17 protein-coding genes are annotated in these 19,985 nt (G+C 75.0%); 12 read left to right on the top strand and 5 right to left on the bottom strand.

What is annotated here, in order from left to right; translation table 11 throughout:
* Window positions 1-40 precede the first annotated feature (40 nt).
* The 4 genes from ACFZCD_RS20565 (at window position 41) to ACFZCD_RS20550 (ending at window position 4,244) form a co-directional block, all read left to right on the top strand.
* Window positions 41-1,687: an acyl-CoA dehydrogenase family protein gene (locus ACFZCD_RS20565; RefSeq protein ID WP_391832798.1), complete on the top strand. Its 1,647-nt coding sequence runs from the start codon at window positions 41-43 to the stop codon at window positions 1,685-1,687.
* Entirely contained in the window at window positions 1,684-2,445 is a 762-nt protein-coding gene (locus tag ACFZCD_RS20560) for a crotonase/enoyl-CoA hydratase family protein (RefSeq protein WP_391832796.1), read from the top strand. The genes ACFZCD_RS20565 and ACFZCD_RS20560 overlap by 4 nt, the downstream gene beginning before the upstream one ends.
* Before the next feature lie 96 nt (window positions 2,446-2,541).
* Window positions 2,542-3,420, top strand: coding sequence for a hypothetical protein (locus tag ACFZCD_RS20555; RefSeq protein ID WP_391832794.1), 879 nt, complete (start codon window positions 2,542-2,544; stop codon window positions 3,418-3,420).
* Between the two features lie 68 nt (window positions 3,421-3,488).
* Window positions 3,489-4,244 carry a hypothetical protein gene (locus ACFZCD_RS20550; RefSeq protein ID WP_391832792.1) on the top strand — a complete coding sequence of 252 codons (756 nt, stop codon included), beginning with the start codon at window positions 3,489-3,491 and terminating at the stop codon, window positions 4,242-4,244.
* A 39-nt stretch (window positions 4,245-4,283) separates the two neighbouring features.
* Here ACFZCD_RS20550 and ACFZCD_RS20545 read toward each other — a convergent pair whose 3' ends face one another.
* A complete protein-coding gene (locus tag ACFZCD_RS20545) occupies window positions 4,284-5,576 on the bottom strand; it encodes a cytochrome P450 (protein WP_391832790.1) in 1,293 nt (430 codons plus the stop codon).
* A gap of 90 nt (window positions 5,577-5,666) precedes the next feature.
* Between ACFZCD_RS20545 and egtA the strand changes: the two genes are divergently transcribed.
* The 5 genes from egtA (at window position 5,667) to ACFZCD_RS20520 (ending at window position 10,378) form a co-directional block, all read left to right on the top strand.
* Window positions 5,667-6,965, top strand: coding sequence for an ergothioneine biosynthesis glutamate--cysteine ligase EgtA (gene egtA, locus ACFZCD_RS20540; RefSeq protein WP_391832788.1), 1,299 nt, complete (start codon window positions 5,667-5,669; stop codon window positions 6,963-6,965).
* A complete protein-coding gene (egtB, locus tag ACFZCD_RS20535; protein WP_391832786.1) occupies window positions 6,962-8,287 on the top strand; it encodes an ergothioneine biosynthesis protein EgtB in 1,326 nt (441 codons plus the stop codon). Before egtA ends, egtB begins: the two co-directional genes overlap by 4 nt.
* Window positions 8,287-9,042 carry an ergothioneine biosynthesis protein EgtC gene (gene egtC / locus ACFZCD_RS20530; protein ID WP_391832784.1) on the top strand — a complete coding sequence of 252 codons (756 nt, stop codon included), beginning with the start codon at window positions 8,287-8,289 and terminating at the stop codon, window positions 9,040-9,042. Before egtB ends, egtC begins: the two co-directional genes overlap by 1 nt.
* A complete protein-coding gene (egtD, locus tag ACFZCD_RS20525; protein ID WP_391832782.1) occupies window positions 9,039-10,019 on the top strand; it encodes an L-histidine N(alpha)-methyltransferase in 981 nt (326 codons plus the stop codon). The genes egtC and egtD overlap by 4 nt, the downstream gene beginning before the upstream one ends.
* A gap of 143 nt (window positions 10,020-10,162) precedes the next feature.
* A complete protein-coding gene (locus ACFZCD_RS20520; protein ID WP_391832780.1) occupies window positions 10,163-10,378 on the top strand; it encodes a dodecin in 216 nt (71 codons plus the stop codon).
* 22 nt (window positions 10,379-10,400) lie between these two features.
* On the opposite strand, the gene ACFZCD_RS20515 is transcribed toward ACFZCD_RS20520, so the two are convergent.
* Window positions 10,401-11,723, bottom strand: coding sequence for an NAD(P)/FAD-dependent oxidoreductase (locus ACFZCD_RS20515; protein WP_391832778.1), 1,323 nt, complete (start codon window positions 11,721-11,723; stop codon window positions 10,401-10,403).
* 282 nt (window positions 11,724-12,005) lie between these two features.
* On the opposite strand from ACFZCD_RS20515, the gene ACFZCD_RS20510 reads away from it, so the two are divergent.
* On the top strand, window positions 12,006-12,704 hold the full coding sequence (locus ACFZCD_RS20510; RefSeq protein WP_391832776.1) for a PAS domain-containing protein: 699 nt from the start codon (window positions 12,006-12,008) through the stop codon (window positions 12,702-12,704).
* Here the strand turns inward: ACFZCD_RS20510 and ACFZCD_RS20505 are convergent.
* Window positions 12,635-13,372, bottom strand: coding sequence for a (2Fe-2S)-binding protein (locus tag ACFZCD_RS20505; protein ID WP_391832774.1), 738 nt, complete (start codon window positions 13,370-13,372; stop codon window positions 12,635-12,637). The two genes, ACFZCD_RS20510 and ACFZCD_RS20505, sit on opposite strands and share 70 nt — an antisense overlap.
* Before the next feature lie 234 nt (window positions 13,373-13,606).
* On the opposite strand from ACFZCD_RS20505, the gene ACFZCD_RS20500 reads away from it, so the two are divergent.
* Both ACFZCD_RS20500 and ACFZCD_RS20495 read left to right on the top strand, forming a co-directional pair.
* Window positions 13,607-15,934 carry a GH92 family glycosyl hydrolase gene (locus ACFZCD_RS20500; protein ID WP_391832772.1) on the top strand — a complete coding sequence of 776 codons (2,328 nt, stop codon included), beginning with the start codon at window positions 13,607-13,609 and terminating at the stop codon, window positions 15,932-15,934.
* Window positions 15,935-16,033: 99 nt separating this feature from the next.
* Window positions 16,034-17,476: an amino acid permease gene (locus tag ACFZCD_RS20495; protein WP_391832770.1), complete on the top strand. Its 1,443-nt coding sequence runs from the start codon at window positions 16,034-16,036 to the stop codon at window positions 17,474-17,476.
* Window positions 17,477-17,491: 15 nt separating this feature from the next.
* Here the strand turns inward: ACFZCD_RS20495 and ACFZCD_RS20490 are convergent, their stop codons facing one another.
* The gene (locus ACFZCD_RS20490; protein ID WP_391832768.1) at window positions 17,492-18,355 is read right to left on the bottom strand and encodes an Fpg/Nei family DNA glycosylase; all 864 of its coding nucleotides are present in this window, start codon (window positions 18,353-18,355) and stop codon (window positions 17,492-17,494) included.
* Between the two features lie 359 nt (window positions 18,356-18,714).
* Window positions 18,715-19,872: an FAD-dependent monooxygenase gene (locus ACFZCD_RS20485; RefSeq protein ID WP_391832766.1), complete on the bottom strand. Its 1,158-nt coding sequence runs from the start codon at window positions 19,870-19,872 to the stop codon at window positions 18,715-18,717.
* Between the last annotated feature and the right edge of the window lie 113 nt (window positions 19,873-19,985).

The following is a 19,985-nucleotide window of genomic DNA, read 5'->3' as shown; positions in this document are numbered from 1 at the left end:
CGCATCATGAAAGTGTAATGCCACCGCCCAGGAGGTCGCCGTGAGCGCCACCCACGAAGTGTTCAACCAGGCCCCGCCCCTGACCGGCTTCACCACCGCCGACGACCCCGCGCTGCTGGAGGCGCTGCGCCGCGACGGCGGCGCGTGGGGCGAGGCCGGAGTCCGCGAGCTGGGCGCGCGCGCCGGGTCGGAGGAGGTGCAGGACTGGGCCCGCATGGCCGAGGCGCACCCGCCGGTGCTGCACACGCACGACCGCTACGGCCACCGCATCGACGAGGTCGAGTTCCACCCCGCCTGGCACCGCCTCATGAACGCCGCCGTGGAGAGCGGCCAGCACGCCGCCCCCTGGGCCGAGGCCCGGCCTGGCGCCCACCTGGTGCGCGCCGCGAAGTTCTACGTGTGGGCCCAGGCCGAACCCGGCCACGGCTGCCCCGTCTCGATGACGTACGCCGCCGTCCCCGCGCTCCGCGCCCAGCCCGGACTGGCCGCGGTCTACGAACCGCTGCTGGCCTCGCGCACCTACGACTACGGACTGCGCCCCCCGCTCGGCAAGCAGGGCCTGATCGCGGGCATGTCGATGACGGAGAAGCAGGGCGGCTCGGACGTCCGCGCCAACACCACCACGGCCGTGCCCGCGGGCGACGGCTCGTACGTCGTCACGGGCCACAAGTGGTTCACGTCGGCGCCGATGAGCGACGTCTTCCTCGTCCTCGCACAGGCCGCGGAGGGGCTGACCTGCTTCCTGATGCCGCGCGTGCTGCCCGACGGCACCCGCAACGCCATGCGCCTGCAGCGGCTGAAGGACAAGCTCGGCAACCGCTCCAACGCCTCCGCGGAGATCGAGTACGAGCGGGCCGTTGCCTGGCCGGTCGGCGAGCCCGGCCGCGGAGTGCGCACGATCGTCGAGATGGTGAACATGACCCGGCTCGACTGCGTCATCGGCTCCGCGGCCGGCATGCGCGCGGGCCTGCGGCAGGCCCTGCACCACGCGGCGCACCGCAAGGCGTTCGGGGCCGGGCTGATCGACCAGCCGCTGATGCGCAACGTCCTGGCCGACCTCGCCGTGGAGTCGGAGGCCGCGACGGTGCTGGCCATGCGGCTGGCGGCGGCGCTCGACCGCTCCGAGGCGGGCGACGCCGCCGAGGCCGCGCTCCGCAGGCTCGCGCTCGCCGCCGGCAAGTACTGGGTCTGCAAGCGCGGCAGCTCGCACGCCGCGGAAGCACTGGAGTGCCTGGGCGGCAACGGCTACGTCGAGGAGTCCGGCATGCCACGGCTCTACCGGGAGGCACCGCTGCTGTCCATCTGGGAGGGCTCGGGCAACGTCGCCGCCCTGGACGTGCTGCGCGCGCTCACCAGGGAACCCGCCGCCCTGGACGCCTACTTCGCCGAAGTCGGCGCGGCGGCGGGCGCGGACGCCCGGCTCGACGCGGCAGCCAACCGCCTGCGGGACCTGCTCGGGTCGCTCTCCGACCCCGGCCGCGCCCAGCTCCTGGCCCGGCGCGTCGCCGAACAGCTGACGCTCGTCCTGCAGGGCAGTCTGCTCGTGCGGCACAGCACGCCCGCCGTCGCGGACGCCTTCTGCGCCTCCCGGCTGGACGGCGACTGGGGCGGCGCCTACGGCACGCTCCCCCCGGGCACGGACCTCAAGCCGGTCCTGGAACGCGCCCGGGCCGAGGAGGAGCAGTGACCGTCCGTACCGAACGCAACGGTCCCGTCACCACCGTCATCCTCTCCCGCCCGGAGGTGCGCAACGCCGTGGACGGGCGGACCGCCGCCGGACTGGCCGGTGCGTTCCGCGCGTTCGAGGCGGACGAGAGCGCTCACGTCGCCGTGCTGTGGGGCGAGGGCGGCACGTTCTGCGCCGGGGCCGACCTGAAGGCGTTCGGCGGCGAGCGGGGCAACCGCGTGGCGCCGGACGGCGACGGCCCGATGGGGCCCACGCGGCTGCGCCTGTCCAAGCCCGTCGTCGCGGCGGTCAGCGGACACGCCGTCGCCGGGGGCCTGGAACTGGCCCTCTGGTGCGACCTGCGCGTGGCCGAGGAGAACGCCGTCTTCGGCGTCTTCTGCCGCCGCTGGGGCGTGCCGCTCATCGACGGCGGCACCGTCCGCCTGCCCCGGCTCATCGGGACGAGCCGCGCCCTGGACATGGTGCTGACGGGCCGCCCGGTCCCGGCACCCGAGGCGTACGCGATGGGGCTCGCCAACCGCGTCGTCCCCACGGGCACGGCCCGCGCGGCCGCGGAGCAACTCGCCGCGGAGATCGCCCGCTTCCCCCAGGACTGCCTGCGCGGCGACCGCGCCTCCGTGCTGGACCAGGAGGGCCTCGGCGAGGAACGGGCGATGGCCGCGGAGTTCGGCCACGGGGTGGCGTCGCTGCCCGGAGCCGCCGCAGGGGCGGCGCGCTTCGCGGCGGGCGCGGGGCGGCACGGGGAGTTCCGGGGGTGAATCCCCCACACAAAACACACAGTTCTTCATCCCTTCGATGGGATTGCCCCCGCCACGGGGCAGTTGGGGGCCGGCCAACCGGCAGGATCTCTCCCCGTGAGCGGATGGGTGCGCGCTGGGCGTGCGGGGATCGTGGCCTTCGCGGCCGTGCTGGCGACCACAGGGGCGGCGGCGGGGGCGGCGTCCGCCCCGGGCGACGATCCCGGCTCCGGCCGGGGACCGGCGAACCGTTCCCTCCGGGCCGGTGAGAACGACGGTGAGAACGATGGGGCCGGGGAGCACGACCGGGCCGGGGTGAAGGGCCGGGCCTCGGGGAAACACCGGGCCGAGGAGCAGCACCGGGCGGATGACCAGCGCCTGACCGGCAGTCCCCCGCCCCTCCACCGCCTCCGCGCCGGATCCGCCGTCATCGAGTCCGGCCCGGGCCGCGACGGCATCCCCGGCCGCGACCGCACTCCCGGATCCGGCCGCCTGCGCGTGGCGGCCGGTGACAGGGGCGACGGCACGGCCGCCGCAGCGATCCGGAGCGAGCCCGGCTGCCTGATCCTCAGCGCCGGTGACGGTGCGGCCTTCGCGACGATCGTCATCGGGTGCGGCCGCGCCCCGCGCCCGGTCACCCCGTCCGCACCCCTCCCGCTCCCGCCCGCGCCCCGCCCCGTACCGCCGCCTCCCCGGCACCTGCCGCCGCCTCCACCGCCTCCGGCCCCGCCCCTCCCCGTGCCCCTCGCGCACCCCGCCCCGCCACCGCCGCAGCTCGTTGCGGCGGCACCGCTCAGTGCAGCGCCTGCCGCCCCCGAGCCCCCGCCGCCGACACCCCCGCACGTCATCCCGCGCGCCTATCACCAGTCCGCCGCGCCACCGCCCAAGAGCGGCGCGTCGCTGGTCACCACCACCCTGCTGCTGACCGCCCCCGCCGTGCTGGCCGCGGCGGCGCTGCGGCCGCGGGGAGGCGGCGGCGGGCGCAGCCGCGCCTGACGCCGGCGGCCCCCCGGCCTCCACGCCCTTCCGCCCGTCCTCACGCTCTCGTTCTCCGGAGGTTTTCCTTGTCCGAGTGGCTGGTCCTGGTCATCGCCATGAGCGCGGCATGCGCGGTCGTACTGACCATCACCGTGCTCAGGGAGCGCAGGCTCGGCGAGCACGACGACCCGAGCGAGACGCCCGACGTCATCGAGTACATGACGATGATGGTGGGCGTCGTCTACGCCATCGTGCTGGGTCTGGCCATCGCCGGCGTCTGGGAGGCCCGCAACGGCGCCCAGGACGGCGTCCGCGCCGAGGCCCAGGCGCTGCACGAAATCACCGAGCGGGTGCAGGTCTACGCCCCCGCGGCGCGGGACCGCGTCCGCGAGGACGTCAACTCGTACGTGACGTACGTGGTCCACAAGGAGTGGCCCGTCATGCTCAAGCAGGGCGAGCTGACCGACCGCGGCGCGATGCTGCTGGACAAGGTGCGCGAGGACCTCACCTCGTACGAGCCGCGCAACGACCACGAGGGCCAGTCCTACCAGCCGCTGCTGGACCAGGCCGGAGCGGCGGACGCCGCGCGCAACACCCGGGGGCAGAACGCGGGCGACACCATGCCGGGCGTGGTGTGGTTCGGGCTGGTCGCGGGCGCGCTGGTGGCCGTGGGCCTGATCTTCACGCTGCAGATCAGGCGCTCGCCGCGCGAGTTGCTGCTGGCCGGCCTCTACAGCGCCCTGATCGCCTTCCTGCTCTTCCTCATCTGGGACTTCAACTCGCCGTTCGGCCATACGGTGGCCGACGCCACGTCACCGTTCACCGACCTCTTCGCCATCTGACCATTCACGCCGCCTGACCCGTGCACACTGCCCAGCCGTTCATGCAGTCCGTACGGGCAGGTGCTTGAGACCGTTCTGGAAGTTCGACGTGAGCCGCACCGCCTCGCCCGCCCGCTCCAGGACGGGCAGCCGGTCCAGGAGCGCCCGCAGCAGGGCGCGCATCTGGGCGCGGGCGAGGTGGGCGCCCAGGCAGAAGTGCGGGCCGTCGCCGAAGCTGACGTGGTCGTTGGGCGTGCGGGTGATGTCGAAGCGGTCCGGGTCCGGGAAGACCCGCTCGTCGCGGTTGGCCGACGGGTGGAAGACGGCGACCTTCTCGCCGCGCCGGATGAGCTGCCCGCCGAGCTCGGTGTCGCGGGCGGCGGTGCGCCGGAAGTGCACGACCGGCGTCCAGTAGCGCAGCATCTCCTCCACGGCCGGCGGGATCAGGTCCGGCCGGGCGCGCAGGAGCGCGAGCTGGCCGGGGTGGTCGAGCAGCGCCAGCAGGCCTCCGGGGATGGCGTTCCGCGGTGCTTCGCTCCCGGCGACCGCGACGAGGAAGAACATCATCTCGAACTCCTCGCGGGTGAGGCCCGCTTCGCGCATCAGCGCCATCACGCTGCCGGGCGCGGGCCTGGCGGCCAGGGCGTGGGCGTAGTGGAACATGTCGGCGAGGGCCTCGCGCGAGCGCGGGCTGGCACGGTAGCCGTCGGGCCGGGTGCCCGGGGCCGGGCGGCGGGCCAGGGCCGCGCGCCCCATGGGGGTGAGCCCGGCCCGGGCGGCGGTGTCCGACAGGGCGTAGTCGGTGTCCTGGTATCCGACGATCCGGTTCGCCCAGTCGTAGATCAGGGCCCGGTCCTCCTGGGGTACGCCCAGGACGTGGGCCAGGGTCCGGACGGGCAGGTCCGCGGAGAGCTCCACGAAATCCGCCTCGCCGCGCTCCGCGAGGCCGTCGGCCAGCGCCCGGGCCCGCGCCTCGATCACGTCCTCCAGTTCGCGCACGGCGCGCGGCGTGAGCGAGGCCGCGACGATCCGGCGCAGCCGGCTGTGGGCGGGCGGGTCCTGGTTGAGCATCGTGGCCCGGACGAACCGCAGGTCGGCCTCGGTGTCCGGGTCGCGCAGCTGGGTGGCGCCCAGGTACGAGGAGAAGAGCTGCGGGCTGCGCAGGACGTGCTTGACGTCGGCGTGCCGGAAGACCGCCCAGAAGCCGGGCCCCGGCGGCCAGGGGCCGACGGCGGGTTCGCCGATCCTGCACACCGGGCTGTGCTCGCGCAACTCCCGGAAGCGCGCGTACGGCACGCCGCGTGCGTAGGTGGCGGGGAGGAAGACGTCGGCGGTCACCTGTTCTACGGTCACGCGGGGACCGTAGACCGTCCTCTGGCGGCCGGGTCAAGTGCTCGCCACAATGTTTGGGGTGACCATCCGGCACGAACGGAGGTACGGACAGTGACCGACATCAGGTCCGGCAGGGCGGGCCCGCCCCGCGTGGTCGACGAAGCGGAGGCGGAGGCGCTGATCCATGGGATCTGTTTCAAGACGGGCCCGCCGCGCTTCCTCGGTGTCGAACTGGAATGGCTCGTCCACGACCTGCAGGATCCCCGCCGGCCCGTCTCCCCCCGCCGCCTGGCAGCCGCCGCCGACCGGCTGCGGACCCTGGCGCTGCGCTCCCTGATCACCATCGAGCCCGGCGGGCAGCTGGAGTTCAGCTCCCGGCCCGCGGAGTCCCTCACCGCCTGTGTGGAGGAGGTCTCCGCCGATCTGGCCGCGGCCCGCCCCGCGCTCCGCTCCCTCGGACTCTCCCTCGCCGGCTACGGCAAGGACCCCTGGCACCCTCCGCGCCGCGTCCTCACCACGCCCCGCTACCGGGCGATGGAGGACTTCTACGCCCACTGGAACGGCGCCGGGCGCACCATGATGACGAAGACCGCCTCGGTGCAGGTGTGCGTGGACGCCGGGCACGAGGAGCCCGGGCCGCTCGGCTTCGGGCGGCGCTGGCGCCTGGCCCACCTGCTGGGCGCGGTCCTCGTCGCCGCGTTCGCCAACTCCCCGCTCGACGGCGGCCGCCCCACCGGCTGGCGCTCCACCCGGCAGGCCTGCTACGAGCGGATGGACCCCGGGCGCACGCTGGCCCCGGCCGAGGACCCGGACCCGCGGGCCGCGTGGGCGGCGTACGCGCTGGACGCCCGGATCATGTGCCTGCGGTCGCCGGGAGGGCGGTGGGAGCCGCCCTGGGGGCTGGACCTGCGGAGCTGGATCCGCACGGGGCGGCCCCGCCCGGCCACCGACGACGACGTGACCTACCACCTCTCCACGCTGTTCCCCCCGGTGCGGCCCCGCGGCCACCTGGAGCTGCGCATGATCGACGCCCAGCCGGGCGAGGACGGCTGGGTGGTGCCGCTGGCGGTCACGGCCGCCCTCTTCGACGACCCGGTGGCCGCCGAGACGGCCTACCGCACCGTGAAGGCCCTGGCCGACACGGCGGGCCAGGAGCCCGCTCCGCGCAACGCGCTGTGGCGCGCCGCCTCCCGGCACGGGCTGGCCGACCCCGAGCTGCGCGCGGCCGCCGCCGTCTGCTTCGCCGCCGCCCGCGAGGCCCTCCCCCGGCTCGGCGCCGCGCCCCGGGTGCTGGAGGCCGTCGACGCCTTCACCGGGCGGTACGTCGACCGCGGCCGATGTCCCGCTGACGACCTCCTGGACCGCCTCCGCGGCGAGCCGGTCCGGGGGAGCAAGGAGAGCACCGCATGACCGCCCCCGGCCCGGACCCCGACGTCCTTCGCCGGCGCGCCACGGACGCCCTGCTGGGCGCCCGTGAGCGCACCCGGCTCCTCACCGGCTGTGTCGACGACCACGACCTGACCGCCCAGCACTCGCCCCTGATGTCGCCGCTGGTGTGGGACCTGGCGCACATCGGCAACCAGGAGGAGCAGTGGCTCCTGCGCGCCGTGGGCGGGCACGAGGCGCTGCGCCCCGAGCTGGACCCGCTGTACGACGCGTTCCGGCACCCGAGAGCGGCGCGGCCCGGGCTGCCGCTGCTGCCGCCCGCCGAGGCCCGCAGTTACGTGGCGGACGTCCGCGGCCGGGTGCTGGAGGTTTTGGAGGGCATCCCGTTCGAGGGCCGGCCGCTGGTCGAGGCCGGCTTCGCGTTCGGCATGATCGCCCAGCACGAGCAGCAGCACGACGAGACCATGCTGATCACCCATCAGCTGCGGCGGGGGGCGGCCGCTCTCGGCGCTCCCGAGCCGCCGCCGGCCGCGCCGGACACCGCGCGGCTGCCGTCCGAAGTGCTGGTGGAGGGCGGCCCGTTCACGATGGGCACCTCGTCCGAGCCGTGGGCGCTGGACAACGAGCGGCCCGCCCACCACCGCTTCGTCCCGTCGTTCTTCATCGACACGCTGCCCGTGAGCAACGGCGCCTACCTGCGCTTCATCGAGGACGGGGGCTACGGCGACGCCCGCTGGTGGCACCCGGAAGGCTGGCGGCAGGTCCGCACGCACGAGCTGACGGCCCCGCTGTTCTGGCGGCGCTCGGGCTCCGGCTGGCTGCGGCGGCGCTTCGGCACCGTCGAGCCCGTACCGCCGGACGAACCGGTGCTGCACGTCAGCTGGTACGAGGCCGCGGCGTACGCGGCGTGGGCGGGGCGGCGGCTGCCCACCGAGGCCGAGTGGGAGAAGGCCGCCCGGCACGATCCCGCCTCGGGCCGCTCCCGGCGCTACCCGTGGGGCGACGCCGACCCCACGCCCGGGCACGCCAACCTCGGCCAGCGCCACCTGCGGCCGGCGCCGGTGGGGGCGTATCCGGAGGGCGCCTCGCCGCTGGGCGTCCGGCAGCTGATCGGCGACGTGTGGGAGTGGACGTCCAGCGACTTCCTGCCCTACCCGGGCTTCCGGGCCTTCCCCTACCGGGAGTACTCGGAGGTCTTCTTCGGCAGCGCCCACAAGGTGCTGCGCGGCGGGTCCTTCGCCGTCGGGCCGGTCGCCTGCCGGGGCACCTTCCGCAACTGGGACCTGCCGGTCCGCCGGCAGGTCTTCGCCGGGTTCCGCACCGCACGCGATGCCGAGCCCGCCTGATGTGCCGGCACATCGCGGTCCTGGGACCGCCGGAGCCCCTCGGCGCGAGCGTCGCGGACCCGCCGCACTCGCTCGTGCGCCAGTCCTGGGCGCCGCGCCGGCAGCGCCACGGCACGGTCAACGCGGACGGCTTCGGCATCGGCTGGTACGCGGACGGCGACCCGGTGCCCGCGCGCTACCGGCGCGCCGGGCCCGTCTGGGCCGACCTGTCCTTCGCCGACCTCGCCCGGGTCGTCCGCACCCGCGCCCTCCTCGCGGCCGTCCGGGACGCCACCGGAGCGGACGCGGACGGCGAGGCCGCCGCCGCGCCCTTCGCCTCCGGGCCCTGGCTGTTCAGCCACAACGGCGCGATCACCGGCTGGCCGGACAGCGCCGCGCCGCTCGCCGCCCTGCTGCCCGCCGGGGCGCTGCTGCGGCTCGCGGCCCGCTGCGACTCCGCCCTCGTCTGGGCCCTCGCCGAGCACCGGCTGCGCGGCGGCGACCCGCCCGGCGGCGCCCTGGCCGACACCGTCACGGAGCTCGCCGAGGCCGCCCCCGGCTCCCGGCTCAACCTCCTGCTCACGGACGGCACCAACATCGCCGCCACCGCCTGGGGCGACACGCTCTGGTACCTGGCGGACCCGGCCGGCCGGACCGCCGTCGCCTCCGAGCCCTACGACGACGACCCGCGCTGGACCGAGGTCCCCGACCGCACCCTGCTCACCGCGACCCGCACCGCAGTCACCCTGACACCGCTCAAGGAGCCCCGCCCGTGAGCCCGTTCGCCCTGACCCGCACCCTCCCCGCCGACGCGACCACCGCCGCCCTGCGCGCCGACGTCGCCACGGGCCTGACACGCACGCCCAAGGAGCTCCCGCCGAAGTGGTTCTACGACGCGCGCGGCAGCGAGCTGTTCGACGAGATCACCCGGCTGCCCGAGTACTACCCGACGCGCGCCGAGCGCGAGATCCTCATCGCCCGCGCGGACGAGATCGCCACGGCCACGCGCGCCCGGACGCTCGTTGAGCTCGGCTCCGGCTCCTCCGAGAAGACCCGCCACCTCCTCGGCGCCCTGACCTCCCGCAACTCGCTCGACCACTACGTGCCCGTCGACGTCAGCGAGAGCGCCCTGACCGGCGCCGCGGAGGGCCTGCTCGCGGACCATCCGCGGCTGACGGTGCACGCCCTCGTCGCCGACTTCCAGTACGGGCTGCGGCTGCCCGCCACGCCCGGGCCCCGCCTGGTCGCCTTCCTCGGCGGCACGATCGGCAACCTGCGCCCGCGGGAACGATCCGCCTTCTTCACCGCCGTCCGCGCCGGGCTCGCCCCCGGCGACGCCCTGCTCCTGGGCACGGACCTGGTGAAGGACGAGCGGACGCTGGTGCGCGCCTACGACGACGCGGCGGGCGTGACCGCCGCCTTCAACAAGAACGTCCTCACCGTCATCAACCGCGAGCTCGGCGCCGACTTCGACCCGGACGCCTTCGACCACGTCGCCGTGTGGGACGCGGAGGAGGAGTGGATCGAGATGCGGCTGCGCGCCCGCGGCGCGCTCGTCACGAAGATCCCGGCGCTCGACCTCGCCGTCCACTTCACCCCGGGAGAGGAACTGCGCACGGAGATCTCGGCCAAGTTCCGCGAGCCGCGGGTACGGGCCGAGCTGGCGGCCGCCGGGCTGGGGATGACGCACTGGTGGACGGACGAGGAGGGGCGGTTCGCGCTGTCGCTGTCGGTGCCGGTGGAGGCCGGCTGACGACGGCCGGGGTGTCCGGCGCGATCTGCAGCGCCGGATACCCCGGCCGTGCGCCGGGCGCACGCGCTCGCCTCGCGCGCGGGCGCGGCGTGCGCCACGGTGGTGGTGACCGCACCGCTTCCCCCACCACTGGAGCAGCGCCCATGACGCACCACACGTACCGCGTGACCGAGATCGTCGGCTCGTCCCCGGACGGCGTCGACCAGGCCGTCCGCAACGGCCTCAGCCGCGCCTCGCAGACGCTGCGCAACCTCGACTGGTTCGAGGTCACCCAGATCAGGGGCCACCTGGTGGACGGCGCGATCGGCCACTACCAGGTGGGCCTGAAGGTCGGCTTCCGGCTGGACGACGGCGACTGAGGGGCCGCCGCGGCGGCCCGGGCTACGCCTCCCATCCCGGCGTCCGCGCCACCTCCGGGGTCTCCGTGTCCAGGGGGACGGAGCCGGCGCGGACGAGGCCCAGCTGGACGCCCTGGCGGGGCAGGAGCGCGTCCAGGAGCCAGTCGGCGGCGACGCGGACGCGGTTGCCCGGCATGGCCGCCAGGTGGTAGCCGCGGGTGACGGCGCTCGCCAGGGGGCCGGACAGCGGGATGTGCAGGGGGTCGGCCGCGGCCTGGACGCCGCCGAGGTCGACGGTGAAGCCGAGGTCCCGGTGGCGGTACGGCTTGCGCTCGCCGCGCCCGTAGGAGGCGGCGATGTTGCGGCCTGCGGTCCGGCCCTGGCGCTGTGCGTGCTGGGCGGTCATCGGGGTGTACTCGCCGGGCCGGGTGAGGTCGGGCACGGCGGCGGCGTCGCCGCAGGCGAAGACCTCCGGGTGCCCGGGGACGGTCAGGTACTCGTCCACGCACAGCCGCCCGCGCGCGGTGGGCAGGCCGAGCCCCTCGACCAGCGGGTCCGGGCGGACCCCCACGCACCACACGAGGGAGCGGGACGGGACGAACTCGCCGTCGTCCAGGTGCACGCCCTCGCTCGTGGCCTCCTTGACGGAGGTGCCCGTGCGGATCTCCACGCCGCGGCGGCGCAGCACGCGGTCCGCGGTGCGCGAGAGGCGCTCGTCCAGCTCGGGGAGGACGCGCGGGGCCAGGTCGAGGAGCAGCCAGCGGGGGCGGACGCCCGCCGCGCGCAGGGCGCTGTTGCGGCGCACGAGGGAGTCCGTGAACAGGACGCCGTGCGCGGCCACTTCGGTGCCGGTGTAGCCCGCGCCGACGACCACGAAGGTCATCCGGGCGGCGCACTCGTCCGCGGAGGCGGCGGCGCCGGCCAGTTCGGTCTGGCGTACGACGTGGTCGCGCAGGTAGAGGGCCTCGGGCAGGCCCCGGAAGCCGTGGGCGCGCTCGGCCACGCCGGGCACGGGCAGCAGCTTGTTGACGCTGCCCACGGTCAGCAGGAGCCGGTCGTAGCCGAGGGAGCCGCGGTTGCCCTCGGGGTCGGTGTACCCGATGCGCCGCCCGCCGAGGTCGACCTCGTCCACCTGGCCGAGGACCAGCCGTACGCGCGGCAGGGCCGCGGTGAGCGAGACGGAGACCCTGCGCGGTTCGAGGACGCCGGCCGCGACCTCGGGGAGGAGGGGCAGGTAGAGGAAGTAGTCGTGCGGGTTCACGAGCACGATCTCGGCCGCGCCGCGCGCGGTGCGGGACAGCTCGCGGGCGGCCTGGAAGCCGGCGAATCCGGCTCCGACGATGACGATCCTGGCTCGGCTGCTCACTGACGGCTCCTGAGGTCGGAGGCTGGGGTCGGGGGCTGGGAGCAATGCCCCTCCGGGTATCCGGACTCCGGGAGCCCCAAACCGGGGGGCGGGGCCGGTGGCCGGGACCGGGGGTGCGGGGAGGAGCCGGCGGGTGGGTATGCAAGTCGCCTATTCCGGTCGTATACAGAACTGCACGATTGTGCAGTGGTTCGTGGCGTGACGCTCCCGGGCGGGGCCCGACGGGCAAGCACTGGACAGGCCCTTGGACGGGCACGGGACGAGCGAGGGGCCGGGCATACCGTGGTGAGCGACGAATACATCAGTTGGCGCAATCATTTCCTGCTGCTCCTCGACCGCATCCCGACCCCGATCGCCGTCTGCCGGGCGGACGGCGAGGTCACGGTCGCGAACCCGGCCATGGCCGCCGAGTGGGGGACGTCGCCGGGCCGGCTGCGCGGCCGGAACCTGCACGAGCTGTTCCGGCCACGGCTGCCGGGCCGGCTCGACCGGCACATCGAGGCGCTGCGGCTCGGCCGCCGGCCGCGTCACCCGATCGAGGTGCGGTGGCTCGCGGGCGCGGGCGGCGTCGAACGGGAGGGCGAACTGCTCGTGGACCCGGTGGGCGACGGCTTCCCGCCGAGCCCGATGCTGCTCGCGGTGCTGCGGGTGCGGGCCGCGGAGACGATCCCCCGCCCGGCGGAACCGGTGGCCGAGGTCAGCGTGGTGGAGGGGCACATCCTGGCACTGGCCGCCGCGGGGGCGACGACGGCCGCCATCGGCAAGGCGGTCGGGCTGACCGTGGACGGGGTCAACTACCACCTGACCCGGCTCACCCGGCGCTGGCGCGTGCCCAACCGCACGGCGCTGGTGGCGAAGGCGTACGTCCTCGGGGTGCTCTCGACGCGGGAGTGGCCGCCCGCGCCGTTCCCTCAGCGCACGCGGGGCGGGGCGTGCCGCAGCACGCAGTCGCCGCACATGCCGCCGGGCAACGCCCGGTAGTAGAGGCAGCAGGTGCTGCGGACGAAGGGCGGGGCCGCGCCCGGCGCGGTGCCGGGGGCGGCGTCCGGGGCGAGGGTGCCGGTGCCGCGCAGGAGCGGGTCGCCGAGGACGGCGCGGGCGAGGGCGGTCGCGCGGGCCGCGTCCTCCGGGCGGCCCTGAGCGCAGCACCAGGCGTGCAGCACGCGCAGGGAGCCGGCGAGTGACGACGCGGCGTTGCCCCAGAGGAGGCGGCCCGAGATCGCGACGACCCTCCGCGTGGCGGCGTGGAGCTCCGCCAGCGGACCGCGGAGGACGCGCTCGCGGATCAGCCCCGCGAGGCCGTCCCCGGCGGGCGGCAGGGCCACCGGCTCCGGCAGCCACAGGTCGTCCGGCGCGGTGCGGGCCGGGTCCCAGCGCAGCCGGCCGCCTGCCGCGTCGGGGACCTCGCCGCTGAGGACGGCCGAGCCCAGGGCGACCGACAGCAGCCGGCCCGCGATGCCCTGATAGGCGACGGACGCGGCCACCCGCCGGTCCTCCGTCCCCAGCCGCTCCGCGACGACACCGACCCGGGCCCGCACGGCCTCCTCGCCGAGGAGCAGGTATCCCGCGCGCTCCGCGGCCCCGGCAGGCCCCTCTCCGGCCCGCACGGCGAAGAACGGCCCCACGGATGCGAGTTCGGTCAGGCGCATGGACATGATGATCCCATTCGCCGGCCGGGACACGCGGGCGGGTCGTGCGGCGCCCCTTCCCCCACCAGTGAGGCTCCCCTGCCAAGAGTGCGGGGCGTGTATCCCGCGACCCCTGCGGCGCCCGTCGCCACACCTGGCGCGCGGGGCATCATGACAGAGCGTCAACCACTCGGTACCCTCGGCGCTGACAACGATGTCGGCATCCTGCGTGGCGTCACCCGAGGGGCGTGGACGATGAGATGGACCGGACACCTGCGATCGCGCACCGCCGCGGCCGCACTCGCACTCGCCGCCGTGCTGGGCGGCATCTCGCTCGTCCCGCCCCCGCCGGCCGCGGCGGCCGACGGGCTCACCGGGCTGGTGAACCCCTTCATCGGCACGCAGAACGAGGGGAACACCTTCCCCGGGGCCGCCGTGCCCTTCGGCATGGTGCAGCTCTCCCCCGACACCGGCCACAGCACGGGCTACGACTACAAGCACGACCACATCCGCGGCTTCAGCACCGTGCACCTGTCCGGCGTGGGCTGCCGCATCGGCGGCGACCTTCCCGTGCTGCCCACCACGGGCGACGTGACCCGGACCGACAACGCCCGCTACGCCGCCGCGTTCAGCCACCGCGACGAGACCGCCCGCCCGGGCTACTACCGGGTCGGCCTCTCCTCCTACGGCGGGATCACGGCCGAGCTGACGGCGGGCCCGCGCACCGGCCACCAGCGCTACACCTTCCCGGCCACCGGCAAGGCCAACGTCCTGCTCAACACCGGGCAGTCGCTGCACCGCACCGTCTCCACGACGGTCGAGGTCCTCGGCGACCGCACGGTCCGCTCCGCCATCACCGGCCGCGGCTTCTGCCAGGACACCCGCCCGTACACGGTGTACACGATCACCCGCTTCGACCGGCCGTTCACCGCCTTCGGCACCTGGAACGGCGACAAGGTCAACGAGGGCACCCGGAGCTCCACGTCCACCGGCCGCAACGGCGCCTGGGTGCGCTTCGACACCACCCGCGACCGCACCGTGGAGGCCACCACGGCCATCAGCTACGTGGACGCGGCGGGCGCCGCCGGCAACCTCCGCGCGGAGGACGGCGGCTTCGACCGCACGGCCCGGGCCGCGCGCGACGCGTGGGAGCGCCGGCTGGGCGACGTCCGGGTCCAGGGCGGCCCGGCGGCGCTGCGCCGCACCTTCTACTCCGCGCTGTACCGCGCGTTCCTGGCGCCCAACGTGGGCAGCGACGCCGACGGCCGCTACACCGGCTGGGACCAGCGCGTCCACCGCGCCCGCGGCTTCACCTACTACCAGAACTGGTCGCTGTGGGACACCTACCGCACCCAGGCGCAGCTGCTGGCGCTGCTGGCGCCGGAGGAGTCGCGGGACATGGCGCTGTCGGTGCTGCGGGTGGAGGCGGACGGCGGCTGGCTGCCCAAGTGGGGCTACGGCACGGTCGAGACGAACATCATGACGGGCGACCCGGTCACCCCCTTCCTCACCAACGCCTACCAGCACGGGCTGCTGAAGGGCCACGAGGAGGAGGCGTACCGGGTGCTGAAGCGGAACGCGGACGGCGTGCCGCCCAAGGACTCCCCGTACGTGGGCCGGGACGGCAACGACCGCTACATCAAGGACGGTTACGTGCCCTGCACGCCCTCCCGGCCCAAGGACAAGCCGGGCGACTCCGACCTCCACCAGGGCGGATCGGCGACGCTGGAGTACGCGCTGGCCGACGGCATGCTCGCGAAGATGGCCCGCTCCCTGGGCCACCGTGCGGACGCCGACCGCTACGCGGCCCGTTCCCGCAACTACCGCAACGTCTTCGACCGGGAGACGGGCTTCTTCCGGGCCCGGGGCGCCGACGGCGCGTTCACCGGCCCGGCCGACCCGGCGAAGAGCGTCTGCTTCCACGAGGGCACCGCGTGGCAGTACCAGTGGCTCGTGCCGCAGGATCTGCCGGGACTGGTGGACCTGATCGGCGGCAAGGCGAAGGCGAACGCCCGCCTGGACTCCTTCTTCGCCTACGACCGGCTGGTGCGGGACCCCGGGCGCACGGCCCGCGAGGTGTGGGTCCACGGCCCGTACGACTACTACAACGCCGACAAGTACAACCCGCAGAACGAGCCCGACCTCATCGCCCCGTACACGTACCTGTCGACCGGGCAGCCCTGGAAGACGACGGACGTGGTGCACGCCGCCCTCACCCTCTTCACCGACGCGCCCACCGGGATGACCGGCAACGACGACCTGGGCACGATGTCCGCGTGGATGGTGCTCTCCGCCATCGGCGTGTTCCCCGTGCAGCCGGGTGCGGACGTGTGGGGGCTGAGCACCCCGGTGTTCGACCGGGTGGACGTGCGGCTCGCCGGCGGCCGGTTCGCCGTGACCGCCCCGGGGACCTCGGACCGGGACCGCTACGTGCAGTCGGTGCGGCTGGACGGGGAGCGCTTCGAGCGGACGTACCTGACGTCGCGGCAGATCACCGGGGGCGGCCGGCTGGACTTCACGGTCGGCGAGCGCCCCTCGGAGTGGGGCACCAGGGCCGCCGCCGTGGCACCGGCCATCGGCTGAACCCGGCCCGCCGGCCCGGGGCGGCGGCTTCCGTAGCCGCCCCGGGCGGGCCATGATGTCCGCGATGATCCGCCGTCAGCGCCGACGAGAGGACATGACATGGCCGGGCTCCGGACGGGACAGGGCATCCTGCGCCGCAAACCGATCGAGACGATCGAGGAGGCGGAGGAGACCGAGGCGCACGGCGAGCACCTGACCCGGGTCCTGGGCCTGTGGCAGCTCACGGCGATCGGGGTCGGCGGCATCATCGGCGCGGGCATCTTCAGCCTCGCGGGCACCATCGCCAACGGTGTCGCGGGCCCCGCCGTGCTCGTCTCCTTCCTCATCGCGGGCGTGGCGAGCGCGGCGGCGGCGTTCTCGTACGCGGAGTTCGCGGGTCTGATCCCGCGGGCCGGCTCGGCCTACACGTACGGCTACGCGGTGCTCGGCGAGATCGGCGGCTGGTTCATCGGCTGGGACCTGCTGCTGGAGTACACGGCGATCGTCGCGGTGGTGGCCATCGGCATCTCGGGATACATCAACTTCCTGCTCGGGGAGATGAACGCCCACCTGCCGGCCTGGATGCTCGGCGCGCCGGGCACCGGCGCGGGGCACCGGGTGGACATCTTCGCGGCGGTGCTGTGCCTGCTGATCGCCTGGCTGCTCAACATGGGCATCAAGAGCGCGGCCCGCTTCGAGACGATCGTCGTGGGCCTGAAGGTCATCGTGGTGCTGCTGGTGATCGCCGTGGGCTTCTTCCACATCAACTCGGACAACTACACGCCGTTCTTCCCGTTCGGGATCAGCGGCGCGTTCACGGGCGCGGCCACCGTGTTCTTCGCGGTCTTCGGCTACGACGCGATGTCCACGGCGGCCGAGGAGTCCAAGGACGCGCAGCGGCACATGCCGAGGGCGATCCTGTACTCGCTGGGGATCTCGATGGTGCTGTACGTGCTGGCCTGCCTCGTGCTGACCGGCATGCAGAACTACAAGGACATCAACAAGGCCAGCGGCTTCTCCACCGCCTTCAAGTCGGTGGGGCTCGGCGGGATCGCGGACGTCATCGCGGTGGGCGCCATCATCGGCATCCTCACCGTCATGTTCACCTTCATGCTCGGGGTGACCCGGGTGTGGTTCGCGATGAGCCGGGACGGCCTGCTGCCGAAGTGGTTCGCCAAGACGCACCCGACCCGGCACGTGCCGACGCGCGTGACGTGGATCGTGGGGGCGGCGTCGGCGGCCATCGCGGGCCTGGTGCCGATCGGTGAGGCGGCGGAGCTGACCAACATCGGCATCCTGCTGGCCTTCGCGGTCGTGTGCACGGCGGTGATCGTGCTGCGTTACCGGCGGCCGGACCTGCCGCGCTCGTTCCGCTGCCCGTGGGTGCCGGTGGTGCCGGGGATCGGGGTGGCGGCGTCGATCTGGCTGATCACGTATCTGGCGTGGCAGACGTGGGTGCGGTTCGCGGTGTGGTTCGTGGTGGGGCTGGTGGTCTACTTCGCCTACTCGTACAAGCACTCGGAGCTGCGGCACGCGGATGCGCGGGGGATCCCGCGGGACTGACCGCCGGCATTCCGGTTACTTCAGCAGCCGGGAGAGGCGGCGGTCGGCGAGGGGCTTGCCGCCCGTCTGGCAGGTGGGGCAGTACTGCAGCGAGGAGTCGCTGAAGGAGACCTCGCGGACGGTGTCGCCGCAGACGGGACACGGCTGCCCCGTGCGGCCGTGCACCCGCAGGCCGCTCTTCTTCTCCGTCTTCAGCTCGGCCGCGGCGTGGCCGCGGGCCCGCTCGACGGCCTCGCGCAGGGTCGTGCCCAGGGCCTCGTAGAGGGCGGCGGTCTCGGCGTCCGTCAGGCTCGCGGCGAGCTTGAAGGGGGACATGCGCGCCGCGTGCAGGATCTCGTCCGAGTAGGCGTTGCCGATGCCGGCGACGACGCTCTGGTCGCGCAGGACGCCCTTGAGCTGCCGCCGCTCGTCGCGCAGCAGGGCGGCGAAGGCGCCGAGGGTGAAGTCCGGGGCGAGGGGGTCGGGGCCGAGCCGGGCGATGCCGGGCACCTCGGAGACGTCGCGCACGCAGTAGGCGGCGAGCCGCTTCTGCGTGCCCGCCTCGGTGAGGTCGAAGCCGCCGCCCCCGGCGAGCCGGACGCGCAGCGCGAGCGGGCCCTTGCCGGGGCGGGGCGGCGCGCCGGGCAGGGTCTCCTGCCAGCGCAGCCAGCCGGCGCGGGCCAGGTGGAAGACGAGCTGCGGGCCGTCGCCGGTGGCGAGGGCGAGGAACTTGCCGTACCGGCGCACGCCGGTGACCTCCCGGCCCTCCAGGGCGGTGAGCGGCGGGTCGTAGGTCTTGAGGACGCTCACGGCCACGGGCAGCACGCGCTCGACCGTACGGCCGGTGAGGTGCTCGTCGAGGAACCCGGCGAGGGCCTCGACCTCCGGCAGCTCGGGCATGGCTCCAGTCTGCCGCAGTGCGGGAGCACGGCAAGCGGGACGCGTGGCACGAGGGGGTGCCGCGCCACGAGCGGCCGGACCGCCGCAGCGAGCCGGAGGGCAGGGCCGGCACGGCAGAAGCGCCCTCCCCGGCCCCGGCGGGCCGGGGAGGGCACCACTCTCCCGCCGCGGCGGCGATCAGCCTTGACGGCGCAATCCGGCGGTGCCGGGCTCGCCTCGGCCGCCCGGCGACGGCGTACCGGGGCGCGGTCAGCCGGTGGGATGGACGTGGCCCGCGCGCAGTGCAATTCTTCCGCCGCAGCAGTGATCAGCCTTGACGGCGCAATCCGGCGGTGCCGGACCCGCCTCGACCGGCCCGGTCAGCCGGCGGGTGCGTCCCAGTCGACGCGGTAGGACGTCAGCCAGTCGTCCGCCCCGCCGGAGCTCGCGGCCGTCCGGGACTGCTCGGGTGGGGTGGCGATGCGCCCCGCCATCGCGGCGCTGAGCTCCACCACCCGCTCCACGCGCTCGCGCCGCAGGCGTTCGTACGCGGCGAAGGCATCCTCCGGCCGGGGCAGGTCGCGCAGGCAGCGGGCGAGGACGACGCCGTCCTCGATGGCCATCGAGGCCCCCTGGGCGGCGTTGGGCGCGGTGGCGTGGACGGCGTCGCCCACGAGGACCGTGCGGTCGCTGTGCCAGACGGGAAGGGTGGGAATGTCGTAGGCGTTCACGCCGACGACCGCGTCGCCGGTCGCGGCCACGAGGCCGGTCACGGGCGTGCGGTCGCCGGCGAAGGCCGCGAGGACGCGCTCGCGCCAGCCGGCGGGGCTGATCGCGGCGAGCGCCGGGCGGGGCTGCTCGGGCGCGGGGATGTTGGCGAACCAGTACGCGGTGCCGTCGGGGGCCGCCGTGCAGCCGAAGAAGGCGCGCTGCCCGTAGACCATCCGGTACGTGCGCTCCGGGACGGCGTGACCGGCGCCGCTGGTGCGGCCGCAGACCGTGAGCTGGCCGGTGTGGCGGGGCGGGGGTGCGGCGGGGTCGAGGAGGGTGCGGGTGCGGGAGTGGATGCCGTCGGCGCCGATCAGGACGTCCCCCTCGGCGCGGGTGCCGTCCGCGAAGTGCGCCACGACGCCGTCCGGGCCGGTCGTGGCGTCCACGAGGCGCTTGCCGTAGACGACGCGGACGCCCCGCCGGACGGCCTCGTCGCGCAGCGCCCGGTAGAGGGCGGACCGCTGCAGCGTACGGGGACTCAGGCCGTTGTCGCCCGCGCCGGTGAGGGGGCGGGCGCCGAGCCGGGCGCCGCCGGGGCCGAGGAACTCCACGGTGTCCGCGGGGAAGGAGCACGCGAGGACGGGCTCGTCGGCGCCGACGGCGCGCAGCGCCGCCAGGCCGTTGGCGAACAGGACGAGGAACGCCCCGAGATGGTCCGCACCGGTCGGATGCGCCTCGTGGACGGTCGCGTCGAGGCCGGCGTGCCGCAGCGCCATCGCGGTGACGGGACCGGCGATGCCGCCGCCGATGACCAGGGCGTGGGTCATGCGACGAGCGTAACGGGGGAAGGGGGCGGTGCGTCCAGGGTGCGTCGACGCACCGGCGGCGGCGCCGGGACCGGGCCTCCGCCGGCGGCGCCGTGCGGCCGGAGGCGTTCGCC

The organism is Streptomyces sp. NPDC008001, assembly GCF_042958085.1.
In the GTDB taxonomy this organism is placed as follows: domain Bacteria; phylum Actinomycetota; class Actinomycetes; order Streptomycetales; family Streptomycetaceae; genus Streptomyces.
Note: the sequence above shows the minus strand (reverse complement) of the source record. Positions and strands in the feature narration are given on the sequence as shown.